This window comes from Shewanella marinintestina, assembly GCF_023283845.1.
Lineage (GTDB): Bacteria > Pseudomonadota > Gammaproteobacteria > Enterobacterales > Shewanellaceae > Shewanella > Shewanella marinintestina.
The window spans coordinates 110189-128609 of record NZ_JAKILC010000012.1 but is presented as its reverse complement, the minus strand read 5'-3'; the positions used below and the strand labels follow the sequence as shown (position 1 = coordinate 128609).

The window sequence follows — 18421 nt, the reverse complement described above, 5'->3', positions numbered from 1 at the left end:
GGGTGACAAGAGAGCTTTTATAATGAGTGATAAAATAACAGAGACAGCGCAAAGGGGATTGGCTGACAAAGCATTGCTTGAAAAGGCTTTTACAGAACAAGCGCCCGTTGACGATGAAGAGCAAGAGGTTGCACCGCACATTGAGGTGTTGTTTGAAGATGACGATATTGTTGTTATTCACAAACCTGCAGGCCTTCTCGTTCATCGTAGCTATCTTGCTCGCCGTGAACGTTTTTTTGCTATGCAATTAACCCGTGATCTCGTTGGCTGTCATGTATTTCCTGTACATCGCCTAGATAGGCCTACATCGGGGATTTTATTGTTTGCTAAGAGCAGTGAGATGGCTAATGCTCTATGTGAACAGTTTGCTGCTCATACCGTAGATAAAGAGTATTTAGCGCTTGTTCGCGGTAATATGCATGAAGCTGCCACACTCGATTACCCACTTAAAGAAGAGCTCGACGATTTAGGTGATAAAGATGTCGATCCTAACAAAGCGGCTCAAGATGCGGTTACTTCCTACAAACCATTATTAAACAGTGAAATTCCATTTTCGTCAGGGCGCTATGCAACAAGCCGTTATGGTTTGGTACAACTGTCACCTCATACTGGGCGCAAGCACCAGCTAAGGCGACATATGGCGCATTTACGCCACCCAATTCTTGGCGATACGACTCATGGCGATGGTAAGCAAAATAAGTTTTTCCGAACTCATTTTGGAGTTAATCGTTTATGGTTAATAGCTAAAAAGCTAACGTTTAATCACCCAAGAACCGGTGAACGAATGAGTGTTGAAACAGAGCTTGAGCAAGAGTGGCTGGATTTATTTACCGGGCTTGGATGGCACGATGAACAATTGGCGACGGAAAAAGTCTCTATAGATATCGCATAAATTTTTGCATATTTTTAACGCTTAGAAAAAGCCGTAGCATTGATTATGCCGCGGCTTTTTTATTTGTGGTCGGCTAAGGATAAGTTTCAATACATTATGACTTAATTTGTTTAGCTGTAGTGGACACTGTGCTGAAGTTGGTGAGTTCGCTCTTGTTGGCAGTATTTGTGTTTAGGGGACTGTGACTGGTTTTAAAGCATTGTACTGTGTTGAAGTAACACATTCTTCGGATATGAGCACTGCGTTGAAGGTGTTTACGGTGCCTTTGTCTACAAGAATGCTTCATTGGGTCTGTCCTTCTTGAGGTCACTTTATTATCGCCACAAAGCTTGCAGCAATGTTCACTGATACAGTATGTTAAGGATATAACTAAATGGCTTTTAGGCGAAGTAAAACATGAAAAAAGTGAATCTAGTTTTTGGAACAGTTTATGGTGGCGCGCAGTTTGTGGCAGAGACCTTACAGCAAGCATTAATTGATGCTGGTCGCGATGCAGTACTTTACCAACCAGATCAACTCGGTGGCTTTATTCCGCCTGAAAACGAATTGTTGTTAATTATTTGCTCGACGACAGGGCAAGGTGATATTCCTGATGACATTCAGCCTTGGTTCTATGAAATGCAATCAAAAGCGCCTTATTTACCCGAATTGAAGTTTGGCCTGATAGCCTTGGGCGATTCAAGTTACGAAACCTTCTGCGGGGCTGGTGAGCAGTTTCTTTCGTTATTCGAGGAGTTAGGCGCAAAGCGTCTTGGCGATTTTTTAAAGATTGATGCAGGTGAGACGATGGAGCCAGAGGTTGAGGCGCTCGCTTGGTTGCCAAGTTGGAATGAGTTGGTTGATAAAGAGCTTGCTGCTTAGTTGCAGCAATCGAGTTCTTATTTAAAAAGCGCGTATCGTTAACGCGCTTTTTTGTGTCTCTCTTTTGGCTTACTTTTATTGTGAAGCTAGGACTCAATCCCGCTGTTTTTTTTACAGTATCTTTAAAATCTCTGCTTAAAAAGTACGGGTTCTATAATTAAAAAGCCAAACTAACAATAATTTAACTTGCATGATTGTATGTCGCTTTTTTGCGAGGTAGCTTGATGAATAGTAAGCGACTTTAGTGATGGTAGAGGGCATATGGAACGGAAAGTATTAATTATTGATTGTGCAGATGCACCAGGACTTATCACCAAAATTACCGGAGTATGTTTTGCTCATGGCTTAAACATCATTAAAAATAGTGAATTTGTTGATAATGCTCAAGGCCGTTTTTTTATGCGTACAGAGCTTGAAGGAGAGTGTTTTTCCCCTTCATTATTAAGCGAATTGCAGGCCGTGCTACCTGAACGAAATCACACTCGGCTAGTCGATGCTGGTAAAAAGCGCATTGTGGTCATGGTTACTAAAGAAGCGCACTGCTTGGGAGACATATTAATTAAGTCATACTCTGGGGCCCTTGATGTTGAAATTGCTGCGGTTATAGGTAACCACCAAGTATTACAACCTTTAGTTGAAAAGTTTGACATTCCTTTTCACCATATCTGCCATCAAGATTTAAATCGTCTTGAGCATGAAGAAATGATGCTAAAAGTGATAACAAATTACAGCCCCGATTATATTGTTCTAGCAAAGTTTATGCGGGTGTTGACCCCCGAGTTTGTTTGCCAGTATCCGAGCCAAATCATTAATATTCACCATTCTTTTTTACCTGCGTTTATTGGCGCGTCGCCATATAAACAAGCCTGGGAGCGCGGAGTAAAAATTATTGGTGCAACGGCGCATTTCGTCACAGACTCTTTGGATGAAGGCCCGATTATTAAGCAAGATGTTATTCCTGTTGATCATAGTTTTAGTGCTGAAGAGCTAGCGCGTTGTGGTCGTGATGTCGAAAAAAGCGTATTAAGTAAGGCGCTTCACTTAGTAGTGAACGAAGATGTGATTGTTTACGGTAATAAAACGGTAGTGTTTTAATCGTGTGTTGGAACTAGCTATTAAAAAAGAGGCTGAAGCCTCTTTTTTTGTACAACTATAATTAGAAGTTGACCACATATAATTGACTATTATTGTTTGTCATTGCGAGATCTTTAATCGTGACAGAGCCAATGTTATATGGGGCGATTTTTCTCGCGGTCTTATCTGCACCGGCATTAACAGTAAAATTGTAAAAGCTTTCTCCGTTACACACTAATCGCGGAAATACGCGATTTTTGTTGATGCGATAATCTTTCATTGTACGGTTAAACGTTATTAGGTTATTGCTGAGACCCGCTTTACACACTTGGACTAGGGTATGCTCTAGTTGTGGTGACATTGCAGCACTAACACTAAATGACATGGCTAGTGCAGCACCTGCTAACGCGAATGATTTAATCATGTCTTGCTCCTAACACTCAATATTGGGGTTCAACACTTATTAAAGTCTACTAAGCAGGTTGTAGCGTCATAAAGCTATCTAAGTTGTATCAAAATATTGAGTCAGATGCAGAGTGTTGCTGTAGGTTTCAAAGTGTGTCAATTGTGAAAAAATAAGAACAAAAAGCCCGCGTTAATGCAGGCTTTTAAATTTAACTAAGTACTGGTAAATAAATTAGTCAACGATGCGCAGTAGCTCGTTAATACCGACTTTACCACGGGTCTTCTCATCAACTTTCTTAACGATGATAGCCGCGTATAGGCTGTAAGTGCCGCACTTAGATGGTAGGTTACCGGCAACAACAACTGAACCTGCAGGAACACGGCCGTAATGTACTTCACCTGTCTCACGGTCAAAAATACGTGTGCTTTGGCCGATGTAAACACCCATTGAGATCACTGAACCTTCTTCCACGATAACGCCTTCAACGATTTCTGAGCGAGCGCCAATGAAACAGTTGTCTTCAATGATTGTTGGACCTGCTTGTAATGGCTCTAAAACACCACCGATACCGACACCACCAGACAAGTGAACGTTCTTACCGATTTGTGCACAAGAGCCTACGGTAGCCCATGTATCAACCATAGAGCCTTCGTCTACGTAGGCTCCAAGATTAACATAAGATGGCATTAATACGGTGTTCTTACCAATGAATGAGCCTTTACGTACCGCTGCTGGTGGTACAACACGGATAGCTTCTTCACGGAAACGTGCTTCATCGTAGTCAGCAAATTTCATTGGTACTTTGTCGAAGTATTTGGTTTCTGCGCCGTCGATGACTTGGTTATCGAAAATGCGGAATGAAAGCAGAACTGCTTTCTTTAGCCATTGGTGCACATGCCACTCACCATCAATTTTTTCAGCAACTCTGGCTTCACCAGTGTCTAGCATTGCAATGGCTTTCTCAACATCAGCACGAACACTAGCGTCAACTGTTGCTGGAGTGATTTCTGCGCGCGCTTCAAAAGCCGCCTCAATACGTTGGCGTAAAGCCTCCATTAACTTCTCCCAATATTTTTGTTTAATGTAAATCTATAAAGCACTGGTTAGTGCGTCACGTAATTTATTCTGTTGAATGTCATTTAGCTGCTGACCATCGATTGTCTGCAGCAAAAAGAAATCTTCTGCCCGTTCACCAATGGTGGTGATTTTCGCTGCCAGTAAAATAACTTCGCAGCGATACAAGACTTCGCCAACTCTGGCGAGTAATCCAGGGGAGTCAAGTGCAATGAGTTCCATCATACTTTTACCATGGCTTCGGGTCTCAGGGAAACTGACTTGAGTAGCAACTTTAAAAGGTTTCATCTTTCTTGAAAGATTTCTAAACTTTGGCAACTTAGGCGTTTCATTACTCAAGGCTTTGATTAACGTTTTCTTAATCCCTTGGATCCGTGAAAGCTGGCTAACCGGTTGGCCATCTTGTTCCAAAATAACAAAAGAGTCCAGTGCATACTGGTCTTTTGAGGTCATGATGCTGGCATCATGCACCGTAATGTTTTTGTTATCTAGAATTGCCATTACGGTGGCAAAGAGTTTGGGCTTGTCTTTGCCGTAAACAAACAGTTCAGTTCCACCTCGCGTAGCATGCTTAGAGATCAACACTAAGGTTTCATCTTGTTTATGCTTGATAATGGCTTCAGCATGCCAAGCTATTTGATTAGGTTGGTTGCGCAGAAAGTAATCGGCCTTGAAACGCTGCCAAAGGTTATCAATATCTTTTTCCTTAATACCACGACGCAGTAACTCTTTCTTTGCTTTAGCTTGGTGTTCTCGAACTCGAGCGCGAATATCAACGGGCTTTTCTTTGCCACGAGCTAACACGCGCTGGGTTGAAAAATAGAGATCCCTGAGCAGTGATCCTTTCCAATTGTTCCAGGTACGCTCATTGGTGGCGCAGATATCGGCAACGGTAAGGCAATAGAGGTAGCTCAGGTGGACCGCATCACGAACACGCTCTGCAAAATCAGCAACAACATCAGGATCGGAAATATCACGGCGTTGAGCGGTTACCGACATTACCAAATGGTTTTCAACTAACCAACTCACTAAGCGGCCATCATGGTCATTCATGCCGTGTAATTTACAAAATTCGAGTGCATCGGTAGCGCCGAGTTTGCTATGGTCGCCGCCGCGACCTTTAGCAATATCGTGGAAAATCGCAGCAAGAACCAATAAACCTTTTTTAGGTAATTGGTTAATCAATACCGAGCCTAAAGGAAACTCTTCTTTTTGCTCTGGCTGTGAAAAACGCTCGATATTGAGCAGTAATCTATGAGTGTGCTCATCAACGGTGTATGCGTGAAAAAGGTCAAATTGCATTTGTCCTTCAATGGCGCGCCATGCCGGTAAATACGCAGATAACACCCCGTGTTTGTGCATGAGCGATAACGCTACTATGCCGCGTGGGTGTCTTAAAATTTGCATAAACAGATTGCGGCATGATTCATGGTACATCAGAGCTTGAGGTTGAGCACGTCTTGCGCGGCGTAGGCTACGAAGTGTCACCGCATAGATTGCTTGTATGTTGGAGTTTTTAGCCACACATAAAAACAGCTGCAAAATATTTTCTGGATTATCAAATAGATCACTATATAAGCTTTCAATAAATATACCGCGGCGCTGAAAGTTGTCGTCAATTGGAACGACTTCAAGTGCTTTTATATGGCCTAGGGTCGCGCGCTTGAATAGTTGCAATAGCATCTGATTGAGTTCCATTACCCGTCTTACTGTGCGGTAATAGTTTTTCATCATCTGCTCAACAGCAAGTTGGGTACCATCTTCATAGCCCATTAACTTGGCAACTTGAGGCTGAAGGTCAAACAATAAACGGTTTTCATCGCGGCCAGAAATCAAGTGTAACGAGCAGCGTAATTGCCATAAAAAATCTTGTGCTTCTAACAATTCATCGAGCTCTATTGGCTCTAAAAATCCATGTTGGATAAGCTCTTCAAATTTTTCAGCATTGAAATGACGCATGGCTACCCAAGCCACTGTCTGAATATCTCTAAGGCCACCGGGGCAGCTCTTAAGGTTAGGCTCTAAATCAAAGGCGCTAGCTCGGCTATGTCGGGCAATTTGCTCATCGCGTTTTGCAACGTAAAACTCGCTACTAGGCCAAAAGTCAGCTTGACGAATATTACGATAGAGTAGAGTAAATAATGCTTGTGGGCCACAAAGTAAACGAGACTCGAGTAGATTGGTGGCAACGGTAATATCGGCGCGACCTTGCTCTAAAGTTTGTTCAATACTGCGTACGCTATGTCCCACTTCTAGCCCAGCATCCCAGATGAATGCGATAAATGCACTTAGGGCTTGCTCGGCCTCAACCGATAGCTCTTTTTCTGTAAGAAAAAGCAGGTCGACATCGGACTGTGGATGTAGTTCGCCACGGCCATATCCGCCAACAGCAAGTAGGGCGATTGGAAAATTATCAAGATGATGCGCTTGCCATTGCTGTTGCAGCAATCGGTCCACATGTTTGCAGCGAGTACTCACTATCGAACGAACATCTGATTTAGCATTAAAGCTTTCCAGTATCGTTTGGTTTAATTCGATTAAAGCTTGTTTGGCTGTTTGAGCACTATTCATCAAATCTCTTTTCCGAGAACGGATCCGTTGGCAACGATTATCTATGCAAAAATCGCTAATTTAAAGGGCTTTATGGTGATTAATGATGAGTAAGCGATGAATAACGTAAGTTGTTCTATTTTGGTGCAGGTGTTTGTTGGCTATTTGAGCGGTAATTTACAGCGAATAAAAAAGGCGTCATTAAGTACGCCTTTTTTGATTTGCTCGAAAAAATTAGTGACTGATGACTCGTGATAACTCTTTTTCTTCTTCGCGCAAAGTTAGCACTTCTACACCTGTTTGGGTAACCAATAAGGTGTGTTCCCACTGAGCAGAGTTTTTGCCGTCAGAAGTCGTTACCGTCCAGTTATCTTTTTTGTCTAAAACACTAGTATGACGACCTGCGTTGATCATTGGTTCGATAGTAAAACACATACCTGGGCGTAATACGGTTTTGTCATTATTTTTATAATGCATAACTTGTGGCTCTTCGTGGAAGCCTGCACCAATGCCATGGCCACAGTAGTCGGTTACGATGCTGTATTTTTCTAGGCCGGTTTTCTTTGACTTGATGAATTTTTCAATCAATGTGCCGATTTCACCGAGTTTCATGCCTGGGCGGACTTTCTTAACGCTTACATACAAAGCTTCTTGAGCGATGCGACACAAGCGAACGTTTTTAGGGCTGACATCACCGATAAGGAACATTTTAGAAGTGTCACCGTGGTACCCATCAACAATCACGGTAATATCGATATTAACAATATCACCATCAACGAGCGCGCGATCACTTGGAATGCCGTGACAAATTACATCGTTGATTGAAGTACAGATTGATTTTGGAAAACCATGGTAATCAAGTGGAGCAGAAATCGCGCCATTTTCTTCAGTAAACTTAGCGCAAATATCGTTTAATTCGTTTGTTGTCGCACCCGCTTTTACATGCGGAGCAATCATCTCGAGTACTTGAGCGGCTAGTTTGCCCGCAACACGCATTTTTTCAATCTCTTCAGCTGTCTTAATTACTATACTCATTTCTGATGTCTCTTTTGTCTTTAATTTGTCGTCTTTCAATATGACGATTATGCACGAAAAACGACGTAAATATTTGTGCTTTTTTTCATATTATGGTATAAAGCGCGCCGTTATGTTTGACTCTTGTCGTTATCACTTTGAGTGATTCGCCCGAGTTAAGATGGCGGCCATTATACATGGCTATTGATAAATACTAAATCACACACATATCGACACGTTCTTCGGGGTGCCCATAATCGGGTCGAAGATATGGGATATGTGGAGGTCTAACCCCCATTTTTAAGGTAAATAAAATGACTACAGTTTCAATGCGCGACATGCTACAAGCCGGTGTTCACTTCGGTCACCAGACACGTTACTGGAACCCAAAGATGAAGCCATTCATCTTCGGCGCTCGTAACGGTGTACACATCATCAACCTAGAGCACACTGTACCAATGTTCAACGAAGCACTTGCTTTCATCAGCAACGTTGCATCTAAGAAAGGTAAAGTTCTTTTTGTTGGTACTAAGCGTGCTGCAAGCGAAGCTATCAAAGAAGCTGCTGTTTCTTGTGATCAGTACTACGTTGATCACCGTTGGTTAGGTGGTATGTTGACTAACTGGAAAACAGTTCGTCAATCAATCAAGCGTCTTAAAGACCTTGAAAGCCAGTCTGTAGACGGTACTTTCGACAAGCTGACTAAGAAAGAAGCGCTAATGCGTACTCGTGAACTTGAGAAGCTAGAGAAGTCTCTAGGTGGTATCAAGAACATGGCTGGCCTACCAGACGTAATTTTCGTTATTGGTGCTGACCACGAGCATATCGCTATTAAAGAAGCTAACAACCTAGGTATTCCTGTTGTTGCTGTTGTTGATACAAACTCTTCTCCAGACGGTATCAACTACATCATTCCTGGTAATGATGATGCTATGCGTTCTATCCGTCTTTACACTCAGTCTGTTGCTGCTGCTGCAAAAGCTGGCCGTGGTCAAGACCTAGCTGTACAAGCTGAGCAAGACGGTTTCGTAGAAGCTGAATAATATCGGTTGATGATTATCATCACCCTTATTAACTAAGATACATGATTGGTGAACAGGGGTGCTTTTACTTAGTGTGATGGCCCCCTGTTCTATATCTATTGAATTTGAAGAATTATCTGTAGAGGATTTAGCAATGGCAATTACTGCTGCCCAAGTTAAAGAACTTCGTGACCGCACTGGCGCTGGCATGATGGACTGTAAAAAAGCACTGACTGAAACTAACGGTGACATCGAGCTAGCGATTGATAACATGCGTAAGAGCGGTGCTGCTAAGGCTGCTAAAAAAGCAGGTAACATCGCAGCAGAAGGCACAATTCTAATCAAGAAAGGCGAAGGTTACGCTGCTCTATTAGAAGTTAACTGCCAAACTGACTTCGTAGCAAAAGATTCTAACTTCCTAGCTTTCGCTAACGAAGTTCTAGACGTTGCTGCTGCATCAAAAGTTACTATCGAAGCACTTAAAGAGCAGTTTGAAGAAACTCGTGTTGCTCTAGTTGCTAAAATCGGTGAAAACATCAATGTACGTCGCGTTGAGTACATCGATGGCGCTAACCTAGCTGAATACCGTCACGGCGAGCGTATCGGTGTTGTTGTTGCTGGTGAAGCTGACGAAGAGACTCTAAAGCACGTTGCTATGCACGTTGCTGCTTCTAAGCCAGAGTATGTTAACCCTTCTGACGTTCCTGCTGAAGTTGTAGAGAAAGAAAAAGCTCTACAAATCGAAATCGCTATGAACGAAGGCAAGCCTGCTGAAATCGCTGAGAAGATGGTTATCGGTCGTATGAAGAAGTTCACTGGTGAGGTTTCTCTTACTGGTCAAGCTTTCATCATGGAACCAAAGAAAACTGTTGGCGAAATTCTTAAAGAGAAAGGCGCTTCAGTAACTAACTTCATTCGTTTAGAAGTTGGTGAAGGTATCGAAAGAAAAGAAGAAGATTTTGCTGCTGAAGTAGCTGCACAAATCGCTGCTACTAATAAGGGTTAATCTCCTTATCTTAGCAAACATAAGACCGTAGCAATTGCTGCGGTCTTATCGTATTTACTCAACAGGTTTTTGTTTGACTAGATTGAGCTCGAACAAACTTGTTAAGTGTACTACTCCCTATCGCCATAATCAGGACTAATAAATATGAGTACCAATCCTAAACCTGCTTTTCGTCGTGTTCTTTTAAAATTAAGTGGTGAAGCCCTGATGGGCGAAGAAGGCTTCGGCATTGATCCTAAAGTACTTGATCGTATGGGACAGGAGATCAAAGAGCTAGTTGAGCTAGGTATTCAAGTGGGTGTTGTCATTGGCGGTGGTAACTTGTTCCGTGGTGAAGGTCTAGCTGCAGCGGGTATGAACCGCGTAGTGGGTGACCACATGGGCATGTTAGCAACAGTGATGAACGGTTTAGCAATGCGTGATTCATTGCACCGTGCATACGTAAATGCACGTTTAATGTCAGCCATTCCGCTAAAAGGCGTGTGTGATGACTACAACTGGGCAGAAGCAATTAGTTTGCTAAAATCAGGCCGTGTTGTTATTTTTGCTGCTGGTACAGGTAACCCGTTCTGTACGACTGACTCTGCTGCGTGTTTACGTGGTATTGAGATTGAAGCAGAAGTTGTGATTAAAGGCACAAAAGTTGACGGCGTATATTCAGATGATCCGGTTAAAAACCCAGATGCCGTCAAGTATGATGTTATGGGGTACAATGAAGTACTCGACAAAGAATTGAAAGTAATGGATTTGGCTGCATTCACTATGGCCAGAGACCATAATATGCCATTGCTAGTATTTAACATGAATAAGCCCGGTGCACTGCGCCGTGTAATCATGGGCGAGCAAGAAGGCACAATGATTAAAGCTGATTAAGCTATATTTAGTGACTGAAAAGGACATATAACGTGATAAACGAAATTAAGAGCGATGCGCAAACTCGCATGGACAAGTGTGTTGAGTCGACAAAAACTCAAATGGCAAAAGTTCGTACTGGCCGTGCACACCCAAGCTTATTGGACACCATCCAAGTACCTTACTACGGTTCGCTGACTCCGCTTAAGCAAGTTGCAAGTGTATCTATTGGTGATGCGCGTACACTGACTGTATCTGTATTCGACCGTACTATGATTGCCGCTGTTGAAAAAGCTATCATGAGTTCAGATCTTGGTTTGAACCCAATGTCTGCTGGTGCAACTATCCGTATTCCGTTGCCAGCACTGACAGAAGAGCGTCGTAAAGATCTAATCAAGGTTGTACGTGCAGAAGCTGAAAACGGCCGTATTGCTATCCGAAATGTACGTCGTGATGCAAACTCAAGTGTTAAAGAGTTAGAGAAAGAAAAAGAGTGTACTGAGGATGATGTTCGTCGCAGTGAAGATGATGTGCAGAAGTTAACTGACGCACACATCAAACTAGTTGATGAAATCCTAGTAGCGAAAGAAAAGGAGCTGATGGAGTTCTAAATAGTCCTCCTCAGTGTAGGGAGTGTTGGTCATTTAGATTTTTTGTATAAAGGCGCTATTGGTTTTTTTCACTTTCTTAGTGAGTGATAACAGGCTTTTTGTCTAACTAATAACGTTTCATAGCTCACGCCTTGAAATAAAAGCGAAGAGCTCGAACAAAAATTAAACTTGATTGGACAACATGCCCTAGAGTTCAGACGCCGTGTAGAGTTATACTACACGGCGTTTGTCTATTTTTAAGGGTTGTAATAGATGTCAATCGATTCCCAGTCTGATACTGAAGTGGTACAGGCCTTACCAAGTGAGATTTCTTCCTTGGTAAAACAGTCGATCCCTAAACATGTCGCTATCATTATGGATGGTAACGGCCGTTGGGCACAGGCTCAGGGAAAGCCTCGAGTCATTGGTCATAAGGCCGGTGTGAAGGCAGTTAGACGAGCGGTAAGTACTGCGCGTAATTTAGGTGTTGAATCATTAACATTGTTTGCGTTCTCAAGTGAAAACTGGCGCAGACCTGACAAAGAAGTTAGCTTGTTAATGGAGTTATTTTTTACTGTGTTGCAGCGTGAGCTTAAGCTGTTACATAACAACGGGGTTCGCCTCAACATTATCGGTGATATAAGTCGATTTTCTCCACGCTTGCAAAAACAGATTGCAGCGGCAGAAGAGAAAACAGCTGATAATCATGATTTAGTGCTGAATGTTGCAGCAAACTATGGTGGTCGCTGGGACATCATGCAAGCTGCGCAAAAGCTTGCTGCTAAAGTCGAGTCAGGTGAATTGAGCAGCGCTCAGTTTACTGAAGAGGCGATAAGCGAACATTTATGCATGCAAAATCAAGCCGAAGTTGACTTAATGATCCGCACAGGTGGTGACTACCGCATCAGTAATTTTGTGCTGTGGCAAGCGGCTTACGCTGAATTAGTTTTTACTGACACCTTGTGGCCAGATTTTGATGAGGATGCGTTTAAAGATGCGATTGCTATTTTTGCAAATCGCCAACGTCGATTCGGTTTGACAGGAACTCAAATCGACACCATCCGCTCTTTGTAATAATTTGTGAGGGAAGTTTTTTGCTAAAACAACGAATAATAACAGCAATATGGTTAATCCCCTTAGTTTTTGGTGCCATCTTCGGTTTACCTACTGAGTATTTTTCTTGGGCACTATTGGGAGTCTTTTTAATTGCCGCCAAGGAGTGGGGGCGTATCATCGATAGCCGCTGCAACATGACGCAGTGGAGTTTTACTGTCACTATTGGTGTGTTACTAACCGCTTTAAATATTATGGTGCCAGCCGATGAAATTTGGTTGCGTGGCATGTTACACCCGATTTTTCTTGGGGTGATTTTGATTGGCGGTTTCTGGTGGTTCATTTCTTTTATTATGGTGTTATCTTTCCCTAAAAGCGCTCGCTTTTGGGAGAACAGCCACATGCTTAAGTCCATGTTTGGTCAGGTAACTCTTATCCCTTGCTTCGTTTCTCTGTTATCACTAAAAGCGCTTAGCACACCATCATCTCCATATTACGGAGCAACCTTAGTATTCTTGGTTATGCTGGTTGTTTGGGCTACCGACTCAGGTGCTTATTTTGCCGGAAAGCGTTTTGGTAAGCGTAAGCTGATGCCAAATGTTAGCCCTGCTAAAACTATCGAGGGATTATTAGGGGGGTTACTAACGACCATGCTTGTGGTTGCTGGTGTGATGTATTTTTCACCGGAACAAGAGATGGGCCTGTTGATTGCAGTGACTTTATTTACTGCACTAGCTTCAGCAGTAGGTGATTTATCTGAAAGTATGTTTAAGCGAGTGGCAAAGATTAAAGACTCTGGCACGATCCTACCGGGTCATGGTGGCGTATTAGATAGAATCGACAGCTTAACAGCTGCCTTACCTGTATTCACACTAATCTATATAGCTTTTTGGATGTAACTAAATGCAAAACATGGTGATTTTAGGCGCGACAGGCTCTATCGGGGCAAGCACTTTAAGTGTTATTGCGCGTAATCCAGAGCAATACAAGGTGTTTGCTTTAGTGGCAAATACCAATGTCGCAAAGATGCTAGAGATTTGTAATTTGCATCAACCTAAAATTGTTCATATGGTCGATGTTAATGCAGCGAGAGCATTAAAAGCACAGCTGCCAGCTCATTTAGGTATCGAGGTCACCACTGGTGAAGATGAGTTATTGTCACTGGTCGCCAGCAGTGAAGTCGATACCGTGATGGCTGCTATTGTTGGCGCTGCGGGGCTTCCTTCAACGTTAGCTGCGGTTAATGCGGGTAAGCGTGTATTGCTGGCTAATAAAGAGTCGTTGGTGATGTCTGGCCAACTGTTTATCGAAGCAATGCAAAAGTCTGGCGCACAAGTATTACCTGTTGATAGTGAACACAATGCTATTTTTCAGTGTTTGTCCGAGCGTTCACAATTAGAGATTGGCCGCTGTGATTTAACCGCTGCTGGCGTATCGCATATTTTGCTTACTGGCTCTGGCGGGCCATTTTTAAAATCTGAGCTATCGACATTGTCAGGCATGACGCCTGATCAAGCTTGTAAGCATCCTAACTGGTCTATGGGGCGTAAAATCTCCGTTGACTCGGCTACGATGATGAACAAAGGCCTAGAATACATTGAAGCCCGCTGGTTGTTTAACGCGAGCTCGGAGCAATTAAAGGTGGTTATTCATCCGCAAAGCGTGATTCATTCGATGGTGCAATATCGCGATGGTTCTGTGTTGGCGCAATTAGGTAACCCTGATATGCGTACACCTATTGCGCATTGCATGTCTTTTCCACAGAGAATTACATCAGGAGTTGAACCTTTAGACTTTTTCAAAGTCGGACAGTTAAGCTTCTTAGAACCTGACTTTAATCGTTTTCCTTGTTTAGCATTAGCCATTGAAGCATGTAAACAGGGCCAAGAAGCGACAACCGTATTAAATGCTGCCAATGAGATTTCGGTGCAAGCATTTTTAGACGGCAAAATACGTTTTACCGATATAGCAAAAATAAACGAACAGAGCTTAATGAATACGGCAACGCATCCATTAAATAACATTGACGATATCTTGGCGCTTGATGCACAAAGCCGTCGATATACGTTAGATGCCATCAATAAGCTGAATTAGTTCAGAGGAAAGGAATGATCGATTTTTTATGGAACCTTGGTTCCTTTATTGTTGCTTTAGGGATTTTAATTGCTGCCCATGAATATGGGCACTTTTGGGTTGCACGTCGCTGTGGTGTGAAGGTCGAACGCTTTTCAATTGGCTTTGGCAAAGCTATTTGGCGTAAGACGGGGCAAGACGGCACAGAGTATGTGTTGGCAATGATCCCATTGGGTGGTTACGTCAAAATGCTTGATGAGCGTGTTGATGAAGTCCCTGAAGAGCTGAAAGACCAAGCCTTTAACCGCAAAACCGTTTGGCAGCGAATTGCGATTGTTAGTGCTGGACCAATTGCTAACTTCCTGTTTGCAATAGTCGCACTTTATGCCATGTATCTAATTGGTGTTCCCGCTGTTAAGCCTGTTATCGATTCAACGATTGCCGACACTCCCGCGGCGCAAATTATCGTTAAAGAACCTATGCAAGTCATTGCCGTCGGTGGCCAAAAGGTCAGAGATTGGGAAGAAGTGAACCTTGCATTGGCCGGCCATATTGGTGATAGCAAGGTTGATGTCACTGTTGCTCCTTTGTCACGTTTAGAAGGTGCTTCAGGCGATGAAAAAACTTATTCTTTAAATACGCAAGATTGGAAATTTAATCCTGAGAAAGAATTGCCAATCACAGCGATTGGTCTTGGGATGTATCGTCCTGCTATTTTGCCTGAACTTGGTATGGTAACCGAAGACGGTGCTGCTGGGATCGCAGGGATTAAAGTGGGCGATACCTTAGTCGCGATTGATGGCGAGAAATATAAAGATTGGCCGCGATTTGTTGAAATAGTGCAAAACTCAGCTAATAAGCCGCTTTCAATTACCGTACGTCGTAACGGTGAACAGTTAAAAATAGATGTTACGCCAAAATCACGTGAGAATGCTGCCGGCAAACTTGAGGGCGTTATTGGTGTTGCACCCACTTCTGAGCCATGGCCAGAGAATATGAAAGTGCAGTTGGAATATGGATTTTTAGAATCTTTTCCTGTTGCAGTCGATAAAACATGGCAACTTGTCTCTGTCAGCATTAAGATGATTGGCAAGTTATTTACTGGTGACGTTTCGGTTAAAAATTTGAGTGGCCCTATTTCTATTGCACAAGGTGCGGGTAATAGTGCTAACGTCGGACTGGTATATTTTTTAGGTTTTCTTGCATTGATTAGCGTTAACTTAGGTATTATTAATTTATTGCCTTTGCCAGTGCTAGATGGAGGACACCTTTTGTATTACTTCGTTGAGGTAATTACAGGCAGGCCTGTACCGGAGAAGGTACAGGAAATTGGATTCAGAATTGGGGCAGCAATGCTGCTGATGTTGATGAGTGTTGCGCTCTTCAATGACTTTTCCCGACTCTGAGCAAGGACAGACAAATAATTAGAAGTGCTCTATGAGATTGAATAAACTTTTTGCCTCGATGTTATTAGTCGGAGCGTCTTTTTCAGGGAACGGTTGGGCAGAAACATTCCAACCCTTTGAAGTAGCTGATATCCAAGTTGAAGGTTTACAGCGAGTGGCACTCGGTGCGGCTTTGCTTAACTTACCTGTGAAGGTAGGGGATACCGTTGATCAATTAAAATTGCAGCAAGCGATTAAAAGCTTGTATGCATCGACTAACTTCGAAAAGATCGAAGTGCTACGGGACGGCAATGTTCTGGTAGTGAAAGTGACTGAAAGACCAACTATTAGCTCTGTTACTTTTGAAGGTAACAAAGATATTAAAGATGAGCAGTTACAAGAGAGTCTTGATGGTTCTGGCGTTAAAGTCGGCGAGTCTCTTGACCGTACTATGCTTTCTGGTATCGAAAAAGGTCTACAAGATTTTTATTATGGTGTAGGTAAATACGGCGCTAAAGTTAAAGCTGAAATTATTAACTTACCTCGAAACCGAGTTGAGCTTAAATTCACCTTTACTGAAGGTTTAGCGGCTGAAATTCGTCAAATTAACGTAGTGGGTAATACCGAGTTTAGCGATGCTGAATTGATCGGCATGCTAGAACTTAAAGACTATGTTGCTTGGTGGGATCTGTTTGGTGAGCGTCGCTACCAAAAGCAAAAGCTGCAGGCTGACCTCGAAACTATCAAGACCTACTATCAGAACCGCGGTTATATTCGTTTTGATGTGACGTCTACTCAGGTTGCTATGACACCTGACCGTAAAGGCCTTTACATCACTATTAACGTTGATGAAGGTGAGCAGTACAAAGTTAAAGACGTTAACCTAACGGGCGATTTAATGGGTAAAGAAGAGGTGTTAGAAGCCATCTTGCCATTAAAATCGGGCGATATGTATAACGGTGGTGATGTTACCTTTACTGAAGAAATGTACGGTAAGTATCTAGGTCGATTCGGTTACGCATACCCAGAAGTTAAGACTTACCCTGAAATTGATGATGAGACTAAAGAAGTTAATCTTAATATCAACATCAAGCCAGGCAAGCGCGTATACGTGCGTAATATCAACTTCACTGGTAACACAGTGACTAAAGATGAAGTGATGCGTCGCCAGTTGCGTCAGATGGAAGGTGCATGGCTTAACTCTGCGCAAGTTGAGTTGTCTAAGTCAAATCTTAATCGCCTTGGTTACTTTGAAACGGTTGATACTGAAACGGTACAGGTTCCTGGCACTGATGATTTAGTTGATGTGGCTTTTAACGTTAAAGAGCAGCCATCAGGTTCGTTCAACGCGGGCGTGGGTTACGGTACAGAATCAGGCTTAAGTTTACAGTTTGGTGTTCAACAAAGTAACTTCTTAGGTACGGGTAACCAGGCGGGTGTTAATTTAAACACCAACAAATACTCTAAGAATATCAATATTAACTATACCGACCCGTACTTTACTAAAGATGGCGTTAGTCTAGGTGGTAGCATCTATTGGAGTGAGTTTGATGCTGACGAGGCAAACCTTGAAGCTTATAAGAATAGCTCTTATGGTATCGCATTAAACTCAGGTTTCCCGATCAACGAATATAACCGTATTAATGGTGGTATTGGTTACCGTCATAACGAAATTTCTGAAATTTCGGCTTATGAGCAGGCAATTCGTTTTTATGATATTTATCGCGACAGTGATGATCCGAACGCAGGCTTAAGTTTTGATAACTTCGAGTTGAGTTTAGGTTGGTCTCGCAGTAACTTAAACCGTGGTACTTTCCCATCAGATGGTTCGTCACAACGTCTGAACGGTAAGATGACGGTACCGGGTTCTGATCTACAGTATTTTAAAGCAGACTTCGACACTAACTTCTACTTCCCTATCGATCGTAAGCATAGCTTCGTCGTATTGGCTCGTGGACGTTTAGGGTATGGTAATGGTTATGGTCAATTTAATGATAACGACCAAATCTTACCGTTCTGGGAAAACTATTACTCAGGTGGTAGTAGTTCACTACGTGGCTTTAAGTCGAACTCTGTAGGTCCGCGTTCATTCTACTTATACCGTGGTAGTGAGCCTTGTTCGCCAGATCCATCGGGTGAAGGTTGTAACTTGCCGGGTGATCCTAACCAAATTCAGGTGAGCTCTGGTCGTTCAATCGGTGGTAATGCCATTGCAACAGCAAGTTTAGAGCTTATTGTGCCAACGCCATTCTTGGATGAGGCCTATACAAATTCTGTTCGTACCAGCTTCTTCGTCGATGCCGGTAACGTATGGGATACTGAGTTTGACTATGATTCGTATCGTTACCTTCCTGTTGAAGAGTTTGATAAACTAGAAGATTATAGCGATCCGAGCCGTATTCGTGCCTCTTGGGGTATGAGTGTGCAGTGGTTATCGCCAATGGGTCCAATGGTATTTAGCCTTGCATGGCCAATCAAGGAATACGAGGATGATGAAACCGAAATCTTCTCGTTTAATATTGGTAAAACTTTCTAAAATCAATTTGAAAAAAGTCGGCAAGTTTTGCTG

The 18421-nt window shown here is 42.8% G+C and carries 16 protein-coding genes; 12 read left to right on the top strand and 4 right to left on the bottom strand.

Annotation, left to right across the window (positions count from 1 at the left end; translation table 11 throughout):
• The first annotated feature begins 22 nt into the window (after window positions 1-22).
• The 3 genes from truC to purU all read left to right on the top strand — a co-directional run bounded on the left by truC (window position 23) and on the right by purU (window position 2848).
• Complete coding sequence (gene truC / locus L2747_RS14015; protein WP_248999637.1) at window positions 23-892, top strand: tRNA pseudouridine(65) synthase TruC; 870 nt, start codon at window positions 23-25, stop codon at window positions 890-892.
• Between the two features lie 396 nt (window positions 893-1288).
• Complete coding sequence (locus L2747_RS14010) at window positions 1289-1753, top strand: flavodoxin (RefSeq protein ID WP_248999636.1); 465 nt, start codon at window positions 1289-1291, stop codon at window positions 1751-1753.
• A gap of 261 nt (window positions 1754-2014) precedes the next feature.
• Entirely contained in the window at window positions 2015-2848 is an 834-nt protein-coding gene (purU, locus tag L2747_RS14005) for a formyltetrahydrofolate deformylase (RefSeq protein WP_248999635.1), read from the top strand.
• A 61-nt stretch (window positions 2849-2909) separates the two neighbouring features.
• Here the strand turns inward: purU and L2747_RS14000 are convergent, their stop codons facing one another.
• The 4 genes from L2747_RS14000 to map form a co-directional block, all read right to left on the bottom strand.
• A complete protein-coding gene (locus L2747_RS14000) occupies window positions 2910-3251 on the bottom strand; it encodes a DUF3718 domain-containing protein (protein WP_248999634.1) in 342 nt (113 codons plus the stop codon).
• Window positions 3252-3464: 213 nt separating this feature from the next.
• A complete protein-coding gene (gene dapD / locus L2747_RS13995; RefSeq protein ID WP_248999633.1) occupies window positions 3465-4289 on the bottom strand; it encodes a 2,3,4,5-tetrahydropyridine-2,6-dicarboxylate N-succinyltransferase in 825 nt (274 codons plus the stop codon).
• Window positions 4290-4322: 33 nt separating this feature from the next.
• Entirely contained in the window at window positions 4323-6878 is a 2556-nt protein-coding gene (gene glnD / locus L2747_RS13990) for a bifunctional uridylyltransferase/uridylyl-removing protein GlnD (protein ID WP_248999632.1), read from the bottom strand.
• A 213-nt stretch (window positions 6879-7091) separates the two neighbouring features.
• Complete coding sequence (gene map, locus L2747_RS13985) at window positions 7092-7931, bottom strand: type I methionyl aminopeptidase (protein WP_283107295.1); 840 nt, start codon at window positions 7929-7931, stop codon at window positions 7092-7094.
• A gap of 254 nt (window positions 7932-8185) precedes the next feature.
• On the opposite strand from map, the gene rpsB reads away from it, so the two are divergent.
• The 9 genes from rpsB (at window position 8186) to bamA (ending at window position 18388) form a co-directional block, all read left to right on the top strand.
• Window positions 8186-8914 (top strand): 30S ribosomal protein S2, encoded by a 729-nt coding sequence (gene rpsB, locus L2747_RS13980; RefSeq protein WP_028768063.1) that lies wholly within the window; start codon window positions 8186-8188, stop codon window positions 8912-8914.
• Window positions 8915-9047: 133 nt separating this feature from the next.
• Window positions 9048-9899: a translation elongation factor Ts gene (tsf, locus tag L2747_RS13975; protein WP_248469581.1), complete on the top strand. Its 852-nt coding sequence runs from the start codon at window positions 9048-9050 to the stop codon at window positions 9897-9899.
• 144 nt (window positions 9900-10043) lie between these two features.
• Window positions 10044-10772, top strand: a complete 729-nt coding sequence (pyrH, locus tag L2747_RS13970) for a UMP kinase (protein ID WP_248999630.1) — start codon at window positions 10044-10046, stop codon at window positions 10770-10772.
• Between the two features lie 32 nt (window positions 10773-10804).
• Window positions 10805-11362 carry a ribosome recycling factor gene (gene frr / locus L2747_RS13965; protein WP_220781437.1) on the top strand — a complete coding sequence of 186 codons (558 nt, stop codon included), beginning with the start codon at window positions 10805-10807 and terminating at the stop codon, window positions 11360-11362.
• 252 nt (window positions 11363-11614) lie between these two features.
• The gene (gene uppS / locus L2747_RS13960) at window positions 11615-12415 is read left to right on the top strand and encodes a polyprenyl diphosphate synthase (protein ID WP_248999629.1); all 801 of its coding nucleotides are present in this window, start codon (window positions 11615-11617) and stop codon (window positions 12413-12415) included.
• 20 nt (window positions 12416-12435) lie between these two features.
• Entirely contained in the window at window positions 12436-13293 is an 858-nt protein-coding gene (locus tag L2747_RS13955) for a phosphatidate cytidylyltransferase (RefSeq protein WP_248999628.1), read from the top strand.
• Between the two features lie 4 nt (window positions 13294-13297).
• On the top strand, window positions 13298-14488 hold the full coding sequence (ispC, locus tag L2747_RS13950; RefSeq protein WP_248999627.1) for a 1-deoxy-D-xylulose-5-phosphate reductoisomerase: 1191 nt from the start codon (window positions 13298-13300) through the stop codon (window positions 14486-14488).
• Between the two features lie 14 nt (window positions 14489-14502).
• Window positions 14503-15873 carry a sigma E protease regulator RseP gene (rseP, locus tag L2747_RS13945; protein WP_248999626.1) on the top strand — a complete coding sequence of 457 codons (1371 nt, stop codon included), beginning with the start codon at window positions 14503-14505 and terminating at the stop codon, window positions 15871-15873.
• A gap of 31 nt (window positions 15874-15904) precedes the next feature.
• Window positions 15905-18388 (top strand): outer membrane protein assembly factor BamA, encoded by a 2484-nt coding sequence (gene bamA / locus L2747_RS13940; RefSeq protein ID WP_248999625.1) that lies wholly within the window; start codon window positions 15905-15907, stop codon window positions 18386-18388.
• Window positions 18389-18421: the final 33 nt, after the last annotated feature.

Coding starts and splice junctions, on each gene's coding strand:
- truC (WP_248999637.1), top strand. CDS start 23: ATGAGTGATAAAATAACAGAGACAGCGCAAAGGGGATTGGCTGACAAA.
- L2747_RS14010 (WP_248999636.1), top strand. CDS start 1,289: ATGAAAAAAGTGAATCTAGTTTTTGGAACAGTTTATGGTGGCGCGCAG.
- purU (WP_248999635.1), top strand. CDS start 2,015: ATGGAACGGAAAGTATTAATTATTGATTGTGCAGATGCACCAGGACTT.
- L2747_RS14000 (WP_248999634.1), bottom strand. CDS start 3,251: ATGATTAAATCATTCGCGTTAGCAGGTGCTGCACTAGCCATGTCATTT.
- dapD (WP_248999633.1), bottom strand. CDS start 4,289: ATGGAGGCTTTACGCCAACGTATTGAGGCGGCTTTTGAAGCGCGCGCA.
- glnD (WP_248999632.1), bottom strand. CDS start 6,878: ATGAATAGTGCTCAAACAGCCAAACAAGCTTTAATCGAATTAAACCAA.
- rpsB (WP_028768063.1), top strand. CDS start 8,186: ATGACTACAGTTTCAATGCGCGACATGCTACAAGCCGGTGTTCACTTC.
- tsf (WP_248469581.1), top strand. CDS start 9,048: ATGGCAATTACTGCTGCCCAAGTTAAAGAACTTCGTGACCGCACTGGC.
- pyrH (WP_248999630.1), top strand. CDS start 10,044: ATGAGTACCAATCCTAAACCTGCTTTTCGTCGTGTTCTTTTAAAATTA.
- uppS (WP_248999629.1), top strand. CDS start 11,615: ATGTCAATCGATTCCCAGTCTGATACTGAAGTGGTACAGGCCTTACCA.
- ispC (WP_248999627.1), top strand. CDS start 13,298: ATGCAAAACATGGTGATTTTAGGCGCGACAGGCTCTATCGGGGCAAGC.
- rseP (WP_248999626.1), top strand. CDS start 14,503: ATGATCGATTTTTTATGGAACCTTGGTTCCTTTATTGTTGCTTTAGGG.
- bamA (WP_248999625.1), top strand. CDS start 15,905: ATGAGATTGAATAAACTTTTTGCCTCGATGTTATTAGTCGGAGCGTCT.